The organism is Pseudaminobacter soli (ex Li et al. 2025) (assembly GCF_029892515.1).
In the GTDB taxonomy this organism is placed as follows: domain Bacteria; phylum Pseudomonadota; class Alphaproteobacteria; order Rhizobiales; family Rhizobiaceae; genus Pseudaminobacter; species Pseudaminobacter soli_A.
Window position 1 is genome coordinate 13138 of sequence record NZ_JARXVF010000013.1, and the last position, 15553, is coordinate 28690.

At 60.8% G+C, this 15553-nt stretch carries 5 protein-coding genes and 2 pseudogenes; 5 read left to right on the plus strand and 2 right to left on the minus strand.

Annotation, left to right across the window (positions count from 1 at the left end; all coding sequences use genetic code 11):
- Window positions 1-3 precede the first annotated feature (3 nt).
- The 5 genes and pseudogenes from M2281_RS27860 to M2281_RS29300 form a co-directional block, all read left to right on the plus strand.
- Window positions 4-2772: a DNA methyltransferase gene (locus M2281_RS27860; RefSeq protein ID WP_280824468.1), complete on the plus strand. Its 2769-nt coding sequence runs from the start codon at window positions 4-6 to the stop codon at window positions 2770-2772.
- Between the two features lie 3 nt (window positions 2773-2775).
- Complete coding sequence (locus tag M2281_RS27865; protein WP_280824469.1) at window positions 2776-5601, plus strand: helicase-related protein; 2826 nt, start codon at window positions 2776-2778, stop codon at window positions 5599-5601.
- Window positions 5598-7625 carry a BREX-3 system phosphatase PglZ gene (pglZ, locus tag M2281_RS27870; RefSeq protein ID WP_280824470.1) on the plus strand — a complete coding sequence of 676 codons (2028 nt, stop codon included), beginning with the start codon at window positions 5598-5600 and terminating at the stop codon, window positions 7623-7625. The genes M2281_RS27865 and pglZ overlap by 4 nt, the downstream gene beginning before the upstream one ends.
- A 6-nt stretch (window positions 7626-7631) precedes the next feature.
- Window positions 7632-8354 (plus strand): hypothetical protein, encoded by a 723-nt coding sequence (locus tag M2281_RS27875; RefSeq protein ID WP_280824471.1) that lies wholly within the window; start codon window positions 7632-7634, stop codon window positions 8352-8354.
- A 30-nt stretch (window positions 8355-8384) separates the two neighbouring features.
- A pseudogene (locus tag M2281_RS29300) lies at window positions 8385-8564 on the plus strand (IS110 family transposase); the annotation flags it as partial.
- 460 nt (window positions 8565-9024) lie between these two features.
- Here the strand turns inward: M2281_RS29300 and M2281_RS27885 are convergent.
- Both M2281_RS27885 and M2281_RS27890 read right to left on the minus strand, forming a co-directional pair.
- Window positions 9025-10408, minus strand: a pseudogene (locus tag M2281_RS27885) (transposase).
- A 282-nt stretch (window positions 10409-10690) separates the two neighbouring features.
- Window positions 10691-15112, minus strand: a complete 4422-nt coding sequence (locus tag M2281_RS27890) for a sacsin N-terminal ATP-binding-like domain-containing protein (protein ID WP_280824473.1) — start codon at window positions 15110-15112, stop codon at window positions 10691-10693.
- Window positions 15113-15553: the final 441 nt, after the last annotated feature.

Below are 15553 nucleotides of genomic sequence, written 5' to 3' on the forward strand. Positions count from 1 at the left end.
AATATGAGCGATCTACTACAAAGCCAAGGCAGCGAAGCTGTCGGCCCAGTTGAATGCCTCGGTCAGACGTTCGCCAGCAACAGCGAACGACGCGAGCACTTCCTGAAGTTGCTAGCCGAGAAGCTGCAAGACCCGGCATTTCGCAAGCAGGAAGGCTTTCCGAAGGGAACGGACGCGGCCATCCTCGCCATGTCCGATCCGCCGTACTACACCACTTGCCCGAACCCGTGGCTGGCGGAGTTCGTGGCTCATTACGGCAAGCTCTACGACCCGACGGTGAAATACAACCGCGAGCCCTTGGCGATCGACGTGAGCGTCGGCAAGACCGACGCCATCTACAAGGCGCACAGCTACCACACCAAAGTGCCGCACCTGGCCATCGTACCGTCGATCCTGCACTACACCCAGCCTGGCGACGTGGTGCTGGACGGCTTTGCCGGTTCGGGCATGACCGGTGTGGCCGCGCAATGGTGCGGCACGGCTCCGTCCAGCTACCGGCATGAGTTGGAATTGGCGTGGAAGAAAGAAGGCCGGGCCGCGCCCAAATGGGGGGCGCGCCGCGCGGTGCTCAACGACCTGTCGCCAGCCGCCACCTTCATCGGCGCCAACTACAACATCCCTTTCGATGTCGATGCCTTCGCCAAGGCGGGCAAGAAACTGCTCAAGGCTGTCGAGCAGGACGTCGGCTGGATGTACGAAACGCTGCACAGCGACGGCAAGACCAAGGGCCGCATCGAATACACGGTGTGGAGTCAGCTCTATAGCTGCCCGGACTGCGCTGGCGAAGTGAACTTCACCGAAGAAGCATTGGACGGGGAATCCAAGCGTATCAAAGATACGTTTCCATGCCCGCATTGCGGCGCTGAACTGACCAAGACCCGGCTGGAGCGTCTCTATACAACGCAGGCTGATCCCAGCATCGGGAAGTCGATTCAAGTGCCCAAACGTGCGGCGACGCTGATTGTTTATTCAGTTGGAAAGGCGCGGTACGAAAAGAAGCCGTCAGAGGATGATTTGAAGGTCATCCAGCGCATTGAAGCACTGCCGCTTCCGCCGCAGGTTCCTACGATCGAAATTCCGCCGATGCACATGACGCATGAGCGGGCGCGAATGGACTATGCGGGAATCACCCACATCCACCACTTCTTCCTACCGCGCGCTGCGCAGGCGATGGGCGCGTTGTGGACCAAAGCGCAAGCGCATCCTGATCCGCGCATCCGCTTGTTTCTAGAGTTCTTCGTGGAGCAAGCGATTTGGACGGCTACGCTGTTGAACCGATACCGTCCGACCGGCTTCTCGCAAGTCAATCAGTATCTGACCGGCGTGTACTATGTTGCATCTCAACATGCCGAGTGCAGCCCTTGGTACATCCTTGATGGAAAGCTCGACCGGCTAGCTAAGACATTTCGAGCCTTCAAGTCTGCCTCAAATGTGGCTGTTACGACGGGCACAGCCGCGAGGCTGCCGCTGCCGGATGGCTCAATTGACTACATCTTCACCGATCCGCCCTTCGGTGAGAACATCTACTATGCCGACCTCAACTTCCTAGTCGAGGCATGGCACGGCGTCGCCACCGACGCCCAGCCGGAGGCGATCATCGATAGGTTCAAGGACAAGGCACTGCCCGAATACCAGCATCTGATGCAAAGCTGCTTCGCTGAATATCACCGCGTGCTCAAGCCGGGTCGCTGGATGACAGTGGTGTTTTCCAACAGCAAGGCGGCGGTGTGGAACGCGATTCAGGTCGCGTTGCAGCAGGCGGGCTTTGTGGTGGCCGAGGTAACGGCCCTGGACAAGGTGCAGGGCAGCTATCGGCAAGTGACGTCCACCACCGCCGTGAAGCAGGATCTGGTGATTTCCGCCTACAAACCTAATGGTGGGCTGGAAGATCGCTTCGAGAAGAGCGGCGCGACGGTAGATTCAGCGTGGGATTTTGTGCAGACGCACCTGCGCAATCTTTCCGTCACCAAGGTGAAAGATGGTGAACTTGAATTCATCGTCGAGCGCGATCCACGCCGCATCTATGATCGGCTGGTGGCGTGGTTCGTGCGCCATGACGCGCCCGTACCGCTTTCGAGCGACGAATTTCTCTCTGGTCTTCGCAGCCGCTTCCCTGAACGCGACGGTATGGTCTTTCTGCCCGAGCAAGTCACAGAGTACGACAAGAAGCGCGCACAGACCGCCCAGGCGCCGCAGATGGAACTGTTCGTCTCAGACGAACGCAGCGCCATCGACTGGGTGGCGGACTTCCTGAAGGCGCGGCCGTCCACCTATCAGGACATCCACCCCGAGTTCATTAAGCAACTGGGGGCGGGCTGGAAGAAGCACGAGACGCGGCCGGAACTCTCGGCGCTGCTGGAAGCCAACTTCCTGCGCTATGACGGCGCGGGCGAGGTGCCGAGCCAGATTCACCGCTATCTCTCGACCAACTACCACGACCTGCGCGGCCTAGAGAAAACCGATCCGCGCCTCAACGCCCGCGCGCAGGACCGCTGGTATGTGCCCGATCCGAACAAGGCGCAGGACCTGGAAAAGAAGCGCGAAAAGGCGCTGCTCAAGGAGTTCGAGACCTACAAGGCGTTCACCGGCCGCAAGATCAAGGAATCGCGGCTGGAAGTGCTGCGTGCAGGTTTTAACGCAGCGTGGGCGGCGAAGGACTACGCCACCATCCTCGCCATCGCCAACAAACTGCCGGAAGAAACCCTGCAAGAGGATGAGCGGTTGCTCACCCTTTACGACATGGCGCTGACGCGCAGCGAAGATGGGGCGTAAGCGGTGACGGAGGGCGGCTTCAACATCGGCGATTGGTGCTGGCATACGCGGCAGGCTACGCCTTGCCGCGTGGTGGAGCGTCTGGCGCTGTGGGGAGAAGCCACCTACCGCGTATGGCTGCCCGCGAAAGATACCGTGTTGCGGGCGCGCGCGGCAGAACTGGCGGTGCTTTCCAGCGTGCGGCCCGCGGTGGAACAGATTCTGCACGCCACGGCTGCGGCCAAGTTGCAGGATGCGCTCGAAGACAACCTTCTGCTCGCACCGATCCAGTCCAGTGTCATTCCGCTGCCCCACCAGCTCTACGCGCTGAACCGCGCCGTCGGGCAGGACCGCATCCGCTACCTGCTCGCCGACGAAGTGGGCCTGGGCAAGACCATCGAGGCTGGGTTGGTGCTGCGCGAGCTGAAGCTGCGCGGACGCGCCAAGCGTATCCTGGTGGTCGCGCCAAAAGGGCTGGTGCGGCAATGGCAGGCGGAAATGCGCCAGCACTTCGGTGAGCCGTTCCATTTCGTCGAGCCATCATCGCTGGCGGCCCTAAGGCAATGGCGTGGGGATAACGCGGAAGACAATGCCTGGCGGATGCACGACCAGGTCATCTGCGCGCTGGATTCGGTGAAGCCGCTGGAAACGCGGCGCGGCTGGAGCCTGGATCAGATCCAGTCCTACAACCGCGAGCGCTTCGAGGATTTGGTGTCGGCGGCCTGGGATCTGGTCATCATCGACGAAGCGCATCGCATGGGCGGCAGCACGGAGCAGGTAGCGCGCTACAAGCTGGGCGCGGCTCTGGCGGAAGCCTCGCCCTATCTGCTTCTGCTCTCGGCAACACCGCATCAGGGCAAAACCGACCAGTTCATGCGCCTGATGCAGTTGCTGGACAGGGACACATTCCCCTACGAGACCAGCGTCAGCCGTGAGCGCGTGCAGCCCTTCGTGATCCGCACCGAGAAGCGCGCGGCGATCAATGCCGAGGGGCAACCGCTGTTCCGCCCCCGGTTGACTCGGTTGCACGCCGTCGCGTGGCAGGCGCGGCACGCGGCGCAGCAGCAATTGTACGAAGCCGTCACCGACTATGTGCGCCATGGCTACAATCAGGCTCTGGCGGCCAAACAGCGCCACGTCGGCTTTCTGATGATCCTGATGCAGCGGCTCGTGACGTCCAGCACCGCCGCGATCCGCGCAACGCTGGAAAAGCGCCAGGCGGTGCTGGACACGCCCCAGACCCAGGCGCGCCTATTCGACACTCTCAGCGCCGATGAATGGGCCGATCTTGACGGGGAAGCTCAGGTGGACCTGGCGTTGCAAGCCAACGGTCTGGAGTTGGAGAAATCAGAGGTCGAAACTCTGCTGGCGCTGGCGCGCTCCACCGAAGCGGCAGGCACGGACGCCAAGGCCGAAAGCCTGCTCGAACTGATCTACAAGCTGCAACAAGAAGAAGGCAACCCGGCTCTGAAGGTGCTGGTCTTCACCGAGTTCGTGCCCACACAGGCGATGCTCGCGGACTATCTGGAAAGCCGAGGTTTCACGGTAGCCACGCTCAATGGCGGCATGGACATGGAGGCCCGTACACGGACCTTGCAGACATTCGCGCAGGACGCCCGCGTGCTGATTTCCACCGATGCTGGCGGCGAAGGTCTAAATCTTCAATTCTGCCACGTCATCGTCAATTTCGACATGCCGTGGAATCCGATGCGCATCGAGCAGCGTATTGGCCGTGTGGATCGCATCGGCCAGAAGCACGTTGTGCGTGCGCTGAACTTCGTGCTGGAAGACACAGTGGAGCACCGCGTGCGGCAGGTGCTGGAGGAAAAGCTCGCCGTCATCGCCGAGGAGTTCGGCGTGGACAAGGCGGCGGACGTCATGGATTCCGCGGAAGTGGAGCCGGTGTTCGATGAACTGTTCGTTCAGAGCCTGCAACATCCGGAAGCCATCGAACGCAAATGCGACAGCGTGGTCTCGCAGTTGCGTGCTACGCTGGTAGAGTCGAACCGGAACAGCGATCTACTGGCCGTACCGCACGATCTGGATGCGGAGCAAGCGCGCAAATGGCGCGACCATCCGGCTCAGTTCTGGCTGGAGCGCGCCGTCGTCAACGGGCTGGCGGCGCGCGGCGGATCGGCGACCCAAGATGGCAACATCTGGCGCGTGCGCTGGGCCGACGGCGCCGAGACGCTGCAGGCCTGCTTCGATGCGCGCGCGGCTGGGGAAAACCCAGCGGCGGAATGGCTGACGATGGAAGACCCGCGAGCGCGAGCCATCATTAGCGACGTGCCACGCTTCGTGGCAGGCCAACCCTTGCCGGTGATCAGGGTGACGGGCTTGCCCGACTCGGTCAACGGTATCTGGTCGTTGTGGGAGGTCGGGCTCGCCGCGCCGGGCGCGAACCGCAAGCGTTTCCTTCCGGTCTTCATCAATGACGAAGGCCGCCCCTTCGTGCCCACCGCCAAACGGGTTTGGGATTTGCTGCTGACCGAAACCGTATCCGTGCAGTCGGTGGCGGACGCGGAAGATTCGGCGCGCTGGTTCGAGGCGTCGTTTGCCGTGGCCGGCGCGCAAGGCGAAGCCCTGTTCGCGATGCTGGCGGAAGAACACCGCGCCCGTATCGCGGAAGAGCGAGATCGCGCCACCTACGCCTTCGATGCCCGCAATCAGGCTATCGGACGCATCGGACTGCCGGCCGTGCGCCAGTTCCGCCGCCGCCGTCTGCAAATCGAGCATGAGGCACGCTTGGCCGCGCTGGACGAAATGAAATCTAGCGTGCCGGAGCTGAACGCCGTGGCGATGGTGCGGATCGACGCCATAGCCGGCAAAGCCAGCGAGCTTGCGTCATGAACCAATGGCATCAGCGCATTCTTGGCTCTTTCACGGCCGATCTTTCCCGGTTGTGGGTGGCCTGCGATCCGGACGGCGTGCTGCTGGACGAAAAGCTGCTGTCCGAATTGCGTACCCGTGGCTTCGAGGTGATGGGATACGACGACCCGTTCGGATTCCGCGCGGAGTACGAGGAACGGTATCGCGCAGCGTGGGATGCCAACGAGCAGCCACCATCACCGGCGCTAATCGTGCATCTGCGCCACGACAACGCGAACGATCTCCCGTGGGACATCGTGCATAATGCTCGCCCTGCGGTACGGCTAAATCTAGCCGAACTGTTCCCAAAGCTGGCCTACGGCGCAGTGCGACAAGTGGAACCAGAACGGTTGGAAACCCTTTTTGACGCTCATCAGACCGAGTTGCAGTCGCCACGCGGCGAAAGCGAGTCGAAGGACTTCATCCTCGAGCATGTCTATCAACTGACGCCTCGGTCCATCCGCACACCTGTGGACTTCTGGCGCGAAACGCTACGGCTACACTTCGCCGGCCGTGCCTTGCCGGGATCATTTGCCAAGCATGTAGCGACTATCCTGAGCGGCAAAGGCTTGTGTGCCGGCCATCCGGTTGCAGAGTGGCTGTCCTCCAGGAGCGCGCTGCTGCGCGTGGTGCAGGACGCCTGGTATCGCTATCTGGAAAAGCTGAAGCTGGAAGGCAGGCGTATGTCCGAGCTTGATCCCCCACCTTACGGCGCAGGCGAGATCAGCACGGAAATCGAGATTCCCTTCGATCACACCGACGTGCGGGCAGTCATCGACACGATGTTCCTGGACGGCAGCCTGCATCCGTTGGCGGTATCCGACGTTCCCACCACGATGCCCGCCTGGATCAAGGCAGGCATCGTTGAGGATGTGCAGTCGCAATTCACGTTGGCAGAAAAGGGCATCGATGCCCTTGCCACAGCGGTGCCGGAAGCGGACGCCCCGCATAAGCTGTGGAGTGACTTCGCAAAACGCTATGGCGAGATGTTGAGCCGCGCTCACGAGCTACCGGGCAAGGATGCCAGCGAGCGGATGATCGCCATCCGAGAGCGCATCGAGGCGATCCAGGCGCTCGCGGACGAACGATTGCAGGCGTGGGTCGCCGCAGGCCATTACGCCGACCTGATCCTGCAACCGGCGATCAAAGGCCCGGTGATGGTGCATCACATTCCGCGCTTCCTGCGGCAGCGTCGCAGCGCGGGCGAATCCAAGGTGGCGCTGCTCGTGTTCGACGGGCTGTCTTTCGATCAATGGGTGCAGATCAGGGAACATCTGATCACCAGCCCGCGGCCCTTGGCATTCGATGAGAGCACAGCCTTCGCGTGGCTGCCCACAGTAACATCGGTGTCCCGTCAGGCGTTGTTCTCGGGCTTGCGACCGCGCGAGTTCGAGGATTCGATAGACCATACCAACAAGGAAGAAACCTTGTGGAAGGCTTACTGGCAGAACGAAGGCGGCGTTGCGCCCAACGAAGTGATGTACCGGCGTGCATTGCACCAGGTCGAGCAACTGAACGCCCTGGAAGCCGAAATCGTGAACCGCAAGCCCAAGGTGCTGGGCCTAGTCATTGATGAAGTGGATGAACGGCTACACAAGGAGCGATCCAAAGAAGATGTAGCATTGTGGATCGGGCGCTGGCTCGACACTGGATTTATTGAGCGCCTTTTCGCCTTTCTGCTGGCCGAAGGCTTCAGCATCTACGTCACGGCGGACCATGGCAATGTCGATGCTGTAGGGATCGGCAGGCCCAATCAGGGTATAATCGCGGAGACCCGCGGCGAGCGCGTGCGGGTTTACCGAAGCGAACCGTTACGCGCCCAATTGGCCGCCGCTTATCCGGGTATGCTCGCTTTGGACATCGCGGGGCTGCCTACAAACTTCAAACCTTTATTCGCTGGAGGACGCAGTGCGTTCGTTCACACTGGCGATCAGGTGGTTGTCCATGGCGGCGTGTCTGTCGAGGAACTGATCGTCCCCTTCGTGAGAGTCTTAAATGTAAGGTGAGTTTGAATGATGACGCAGGCTCCCCGAATAGGCTTCGATCGGTTCATCGCTCCTGAATGGGCGACGACCGCGCTGAAGGTTCGCGCTGGCATGGCGCGGCTTGAAGACTTGGAAACGTTGTTGAATGCCGCCGGGTTGGGGATCGCCGCACGAACAAAAACGCGCACGGTGTTGAACCGCCTGTGGCTGGAACCGCGCATAGAGCTGATGGACTACGCGGATCGTGGCGCGGCGATCTTCAAGGCACACCCGGATGTGCCAGTCGCGGCAGTGAATTGGGGCATGGCGGTCGCCACCTATCCGTTCTTCGGCAAGGTAGCCGAACTGATCGGGCGCTTGTCCGCTCTGCAAGGCGATTGTGCCTCCGCCGAAATCCACCGGCGCATGAGCGAAGCCTACGGCGAACGCGAGGGCACCTACCGAATGACCAACATGGTCATCCAGAGCCAGGCTGGCTGGGGTGCCGTGACGCGAGCCGAAAAGGGCAAGCGAGTATCCCGCCTACCGCCCGCTGTAGTGGAGAACGATGAAATCACGGTATGGCTGATAGAAGCCGTCTTGCGCTACACGGCTAAGCCGTTGGCAATATCAACCCTGCAATCGCAGCCCGTGCTATTCCCGTTCAACCTAACGCGGCCGTTGGCCTATTTGGTGTCAAACAGCGAACATTTAGCTGTGAGAAGCGAAGGGGCAAGCAATCAGTTTGTCGCGTTGCGCGGCACGATGTGAGAACGACATCCCAGCGCCTTCATAGCGGTATATCTGAAGCGGCAGAAAAATAATGCTGCAAACGCAGAGGCGATCTGCGAGGCGGTGACACGGCCGATCATGCGCTTCGTGCCGGTGAAGTCGCCCGAACAGCAAAGTGTGATGATGCTTCACCGGGTCCGGTTGATGCTCAACCGCCAGCGGACACAGATATCGAACGCGTTGCGGGCACACCTATCCGAGTTCGGGGTCGTAGCGCCGATCGGGCGGAATGGGATCGAGCAACTGCTCGTGGTTATCAACGACGAGAGCGACGCTAGGATCTCCGCTGATGCACGGTTATGCCTGCGCATGCTCGAGGCGCAGCTCAGGGTCGTGAAGAAACAGATCCTGACGCTGCCCCTTTGACTTAATCCGGTTTGAAGTTCGCTCTGGCCTAGAGAGAGGACCAGAACATGAAACGCAGCCGCTTCTCGGATGAGCAGATCATCGGGATTGTGAATCCGCGGATACTGTAGGGCTGATGCAGCAGAGTTATCTTGACCGAGCCGTCCCGAAATGTCGCCTTCGGGCCGATTTCGTTGAAAAACTCGACGGTGAGATCGCTCACAGCGCTGAGGCCGCCGAGGCGTACTAGAATCTTACCGAACTGGCGATCGCTCGCGGCGGCGGCGGGAGTTCGACGCGCTCCTCACAGGGCTGCTGCCGCGGCCAAGCGGCACGGCGGCCTGAGCTTTGCCAGTCTCCTGAGGTTTTGGGCGGTTGCGGCAAGGAGGAATTCGTCGCGTGCCCCGCACTGGCCTCGCAGCCTCAGGCGAGCCATCCGCAGGATGCGCTTGAGGTGAGCGAACAGTATCTCCACCTTCTTGCGCCGGTGGCGCGAGCGCTCATAGGCCGGCGTGCCAGCAATTGCTCTGGCGACATCGCGTGCGTCTTCATGGAGATCGCGGGACACCTTGCGCGTGGGCGCGTTCGGGCAGCAGCGTGGTTTAAGTTCGCACGCATCGCAATCCTGCTTGCGGGCTCGGTAAAGCCGGGTGCCTTCACTGGTGATGCCCGATCGTGCGTCGCATAGCGGCGATGGAACTGCAGCAATTCCTTTCCCGCCGGGCAGACGTAACGATCGTGTTCGCCGTCCCAGACGAAGTCGGCGCGCGAGAAGGTTCCGTCGGCTCGGGTGGATTTGTCGAAGACCGGGATGTGCGGTGCGATTGTCTTGTGCTTGACGAGCCAGGCAAGATTCTCGGCCGAGCCATAGGCGCTGTCGGCCACCAGATAATCCGGCTTCAAGCCGAAGCGCTCCTCGGTTCGGTCGATCATCGTGCGGGATGCTCCGACCTCTGCCTGACGGATGGCACGCGTCGCCTCGACATCGAGGATGACGCCATGGTCGGTGTCGATCAGGTAGTTGGTGGCATAGGCAAAGAAGGCATGGCCCTTATGGGCTCCGGTCCACTGGGCCGCCGGATCGGAAGCGGAGATGAACTTCGGCGTCACCGGCGAGGCCGCGCCGAAGGCCGCATCATCGAGCACTTCCAGATATTCCTGCACCGAGCGACTGGCACCGTCCTTCGCCTCATCGAGGTTCCATTCCACGCCAGGCACCGAGCGCTGCTTGTTGGCGTCGGCGGCAATCAGGCTGGCGTCGACGGCAAAGCCTTCCGCACCGACCAGCCCCTGTGCCAGGCAGCGCTCCACCACCGTCTCGAACAGATGCCGCAGGATATCACTTTGCCGGAAACGCCCGTGGCGGTTCTTCGAGAAGCTCGAATGGTCGGGCACCTTGCCGTCCAGTCCCAGCCGGCAGAACCAACGGTAGGCGAGATTGAGATGGACCTCCTCACACAGCCGTCGTTCCGATCGGATGTCCATGCTGTAACCGACGATCAGCATTCGCATCATCAGGTCAGGATCGATCGAGGGGCGACCTGTGCTGCTGAAGGCTTTAACTGCGTGCGGATGCCCTCAAGGTCCAAGTGGTGGTCGATGCGGCGAAGGAGATGATCGGCCGGCACGTGCTCATCGAGACTGAAATCGTAAAAGAGCTGCGCCGGAGCCGCCTGAAATCCCATCATTCGCATGATCCCCTGCAAATCACTCAGAGGATTGAATCATGCGTCCCAAGCGCCAGCAACAGCGCGTTTTTCAACAGTATCGGCCGTTAACGGACTGTCGGCTTCGGATGTCCCGTGAGCGAATAGCGGACATCCAAGCCATCCAGGGTAACGTCTTAGTTTGGCCTAAGCAAACGCTCGCTGCCCGACAGAGACGCAGCCGGTTGACGCTCCGGGGACACGTCCGCCGTTCAATAAACAAATGAGAGCAACAAACTTCGAACATGGAAACAGGAAGTTAGGTCATTCCTCTGAGTTCCCAAACGGGATCAGGACCTGAGGCGCTTCTGTCAACGCGACTAGCTTCACGCCGTTCAAGGGACGGACGGTCGCGCGATTGGCTGGGTCGAAGATCAACCGCACCTCGTCCTGATACCCCTCTTCGAGGCCGCTGACCAAAGCCAGAATGAAGTCGTTGCCGCGTTCCTTGGCGCGCTCGTACTCGGCGTTGGACATCTCGATCGAACCTTGTGGTGCGCGGCCAGTCGCTTTCATTTCGACGAAGATCTTCCAGTCGATAGCGCCATCGGCACCCACGCCATGTCGGTTGCGGAAATCAACCAGCAGTTCCTCCGCCGAGGTTTCTAACGCCTGCGTCAGCAACTCCCAGCCACGTTGTTCCAGATCGCGATCTGTATAGGCAGTCGCCGCCGCGCGCGATCCGGGATCGTACGGCTTTGGCGGAGGCGGCGTGTTGTGCAGCTTCGGTTTTGCCGGTGGTGGTGCCGGCTTCGGATCGCTACCCCTCACTACCGTGGCGCATAGAATGGGGCCAACGCTATTCTTAAGGGTCCGGGGCTTCACGGCGGGACCTTTCCCACCGGGTGTGCTCACCGAGATTTTCTTTTTCGGAGCGGCGTTGATCTTTGCGGCGCGGTCTTCCATCGCCTCCGCATGTTCCTCGTCCGATGCGAGGCGAATGGCTTCGGCCGCGGTCTCGCGCGCTTCCTGCCAAGCCACCACCCATTCGGCCTCGATGCCTCGGCGCGAGGCGTGCGGGAACAACGATGCGATCGCGTGGCCACCGTATTCGCGTTTGGGCAAGGCCTCGTCCCAGACATGCAATTCGAGCGGATCGCGCACGATCAATGCCTGAAGCTGGATCGGAATTTTCACCGCTGACAATTCCTCGTCCATTGCCCGAACCGCAATCGGACCGGAGTATACGAACAACGGAATCTCCCGCAGCGCGTCCCAACTGATCGCCATGCGCTTGCGCACCTCTGGGTCGTTGCGCGCTAGTTCATCGGAGAGGTGATCGACCGCCTGCCGGAAGTGCGCTCGCATGCCATCGTCGCGATCCAGCGCCGTCTCGCGATCGTCCGTAACGACCAAGGTGGGCTCGCTGTGCGTCACCCCTGTGAAAACAACCAACGACGCCAACTCGCGAAGATCGCAAGGCGGCGTCCAGAATTTCTTGGCAGGCAAAGCCCTCGCCAATTGCGATCCAAGTTCGAATTCTTCGACCAGGAAAATGGGCCGCTCGGACTCCCAACGATCGCCGCAATACAGCGGCAGGGCTTTCGCGCGCTCGCGTTGCCGCCGCTCCGCATTGGCCAGCAGGGGCTCCATATAGCGATATACGTCAATCAGGCGTGAGGTGACCCCCACGTCATGCGCTTGCCCCGCCAGCGACTTCAGAAACGTAAGGCAGTCATCGAGCGTAGGCTCACGCACATCCAAGGCCGACCAGAGGCTAGCCAAGGCCGGTTGACCCGGCACGAAGCGTGAGCCGTCATGAAAGATATCCTTGCCGCGCATCAGCTCGTTTGGCCTACGCCAAACACTGCCGCCGACGTGGATAAGCCCTTGGTTTTCCGTGAAAGCCTTGCGCAGATCCTGGGCGGTCATGTCGCCGATGCGGGTGTTCCACGCGACCGTGCGGGACACGTATTTCGCGATGTTGCGATAGATCGCCATGACCTGCGCGTTATCGACGGCCTCGACCCCATCGCGCGTCTCGCGCAGTAGCTTGACGAGATCGCTGACACGCACCGAGGTTACCAACCCAAGCGTCGCCGCGAAGTTCGCGCTAAAGTCCCCCAGATCGATGCCGACCGCGAAGGCGGTGCTAGCATAGAGCGTTTGCGTCTCTTGAGTCTTCACCACGGCTTCGTTCGGCGTCACCAACTCACCATTGCCGATCGCCACCCACGGCGTCTCACGCAATTGGATCAGCCATTGTGTGGTGACAGGTGCCCTCGGGTAAACGTAGACACGCGCCTCATGCTGTGAGGTCACCATCTTGCGATTGGCGTAGGACCGCTCCCAGGCGCGCGCCATCGCCTTGAACAAGGCGGGGCTTCTCTTGCGTAGGTCCTTCTTGGAAAGCTTGGGGAATGCGGCTAGAACGCGTTCGAGATCGGGACTGATCCAATCGACCGGCACTTGCTCGGCCTGGGCCGCGCGGAGTTCCCGGGTCCGCGTGGTGCCGCCCCAACGGACCAACCCGGTTTGCTTCAGTCGCGGCGCGTTCTCCACGCCAAGCAGAGCGAAGAACTTGCGCGGGCCTCGCGAGATGGTTCCATCAGCGCGCTTACGCTGCGCGCGAGTGGCGCCAGTCTTCAGTTTCTCATCGTACCTGGCGGAGATCCATTGAATGCCCGGTATGTTCCCGGCCGCAGTCGGCCAATTTGGGAAATCGCTGTCCAACGTCTTGCACAGATAGGCTTCCGTTGGACGCACCTTCTGCCGGTGCATCTTGCCACTCTTATAAACGAAGCCATCCACCATCAGCGCCGCGCCTACGGCATGGCCGATCTCATCCGCGCGACGATCGCTCAGCTCATCGAAGCGATTGCGAAGCTCGCGCAAATCCGCGTCCTCGATCTCTAGCGGCGTCGCCGCGAATCGCTCCGCAAAGGCCGCGAGTTCGGTTGATGCATCGACACTTGTTCGGAACGCCGCGTGTTTATCCAGCCACTTAATGGCGACATCGCCATCCGTCTCGATACCGTATACGGCGTGCAGGCGATCAAGCAGGTTCCACCGTAAGGAAAACAATGAAAACTCTCCGCCTAGAACAAGCGGCTTGGCCGTAGCGCCTTCAGGCTTGCAGACCACCGCACAGCCTTCATCAGTCAGCCAGAACGGAACATTGAATAGTTCCTCATCGGCGTGAGTCTCCACCAACACGCGCGCGGCCTTAACCCACCAACTCGGTCCCTTCGGTTGAAACAGCGCTTGCTTGAAGCCCTTAAGCAGCTCCGTGGTGCCAACAGTGGCGCAGACATCGATTTGATCAAGTACAGTCCGCCATCTGCCGACCGCATCGCGAACATCGCGCGGCAGCGCCCGCGATCCTTCGGCCAGCGCCTCGATATCGGCGTCGGTCAGAAGATCGCTGAGATTGGCATATTCATAGGCGATGTTCGACAGGGCGACGGGCGCTCCGCCAATAAGGATCTCCGCACGATCGCCAAGCCAAGCTCGCGCGGTCTCAAATGATTTCGCGAAGCCACCACGCAGCCAACGGTCCCGCTCGTTGCCGATGTACTCGGTTGCGACCGGCACAAAGCGCCAGGCTTCCTTGGGCTCGGCCAGCATTCGGCCATGCGCGATCTCGCCAAGCACATCGCCGCATCGCTCGATCAGCCAGTTGTTCCACGTGCTTTCGATTAAGGCCTCGCGCGTGGCACTGGGGTCGAATTGCGCGTCGAGCGAAAAAGACAGGTCCACCGCGACGCGCGTCTTGAAGCCGATATAAAGACTTCCCGCGCCCGCCTCGCTCGGCACGGCGATGGAAATTTGCGTCTGCTCCGCGCGAGCTTTGTGAGCTGGATGCAGATGATCCGGTACCGGCAAGGTCGCGCGCCACACGGTCCACGACGCCCCCGTGCTCTGCACTTCGCGTCTCGACAGCGCGGCGATGGAGGCGCGACCGCCAACTAGGGCGATGTTCTCCCACGCGCCGAAGCTCAGGCTGCGGCCTTCGAGGGTCGCACCGTTGAGATCGCACCAGCGGAAACTCGCGACCCAGGTCAGGAAGATTAGGCCGTCGTCCTCCCACTCCGCGAACCAGGCTTTCAGGGCCTCCTCGCTGAAATCCGGTTTCAGGCGCAGGACGATCATCGTGTCGGTCGTGGGATCGTAGAAGCCGGGCAGCGGTCCTTCCGCTGGCACGACTTGGACCGAAAGCTGATCCCCGGAAAAATGATACGGGGCCGAATGGATCGCGAGAACATCCGCGATGCGCTTGAGTGTCTTCAGGCCAATGCCGAACCGACCGCGCTGATCGGTTCTGTTAGTCTTGGTAGTCACGAATGGCAGCGCCATGCCCAGCACGTGCTGGCAGGCAACCGGCTGACCATCATGCACGATCAATAGCTCGCGGCTGGCATCCGTGTTTCGGAGGGCGAAGCGCACTTCCGAGGCGTGTAGATCATCCGCGTTTTGGATTACTTCCGTCAGACCCTGAAACGGCTCGACGTTCAAATCCTCGGCGGCGGCGGCTGCGCCGCGCATCATCTTTTTTAAGGCACCAGGCGAAGATGCCAAAGCATTCGCCAATCCCATGACTACGGCATCGGCAAATTCGGGAGTGCGCGGATCGATCAGATCATCGACACCCGGCTGATCGTCCCAGATCATCCGCGCGGCGCGAGCGCCCAGGTCGGCATCACTATCGGCCGCAATCGGTGATGGAAGAACCGCTAATTCGCTCATATCTTAATGCGCCCCTGAAAACATGGACGTTCAAAGATAAGCACGAATAAAGCAACGGTCTAATTGTTGGCGGGCCAAATTCAAGCTCGATAGCGATGGCGACAGGGGTGCAAACGTGCGGCATCGCCTAGTCACTGGGAAGTCCGCTTCTGGGATGCGCCTATCGCCAGCTTGGCGACGGACATGAAACGCCAAAAAAAGGGCTCGGATCACGCCGGCTACCGAGGATCGCTTTGATCTTAAGTGCTTTTTGTTGTTGGCCGCCTCCAAGAAAGGCGCTGCTTAGCGACTTGTCGAATTCCTTCGTAGTGAAGGATGCAACTTGTCCGATGGCGCTGCCGATGGATAGCTACCGGATAGGATGTTCAAGGCCCTCTTAGTTCCTTTGCTCGCGGGTGCTGCCGTCAAGCCTCATCCTGAACAACATAGAAGGTTCGATAG

What these genes read in the sequence shown, in the direction of transcription:
- M2281_RS27860 (WP_280824468.1), top strand. Translation starts at nt 4, where the DNA reads ATGAGCGATCTACTACAAAGCCAAGGCAGCGAAGCTGTCGGCCCAGTT.
- pglZ (WP_280824470.1), top strand. Translation starts at nt 5,598, where the DNA reads ATGAACCAATGGCATCAGCGCATTCTTGGCTCTTTCACGGCCGATCTT.
- M2281_RS27875 (WP_280824471.1), top strand. Translation starts at nt 7,632, where the DNA reads ATGATGACGCAGGCTCCCCGAATAGGCTTCGATCGGTTCATCGCTCCT.
- M2281_RS27890 (WP_280824473.1), bottom strand. Translation starts at nt 15,112, where the DNA reads ATGAGCGAATTAGCGGTTCTTCCATCACCGATTGCGGCCGATAGTGAT.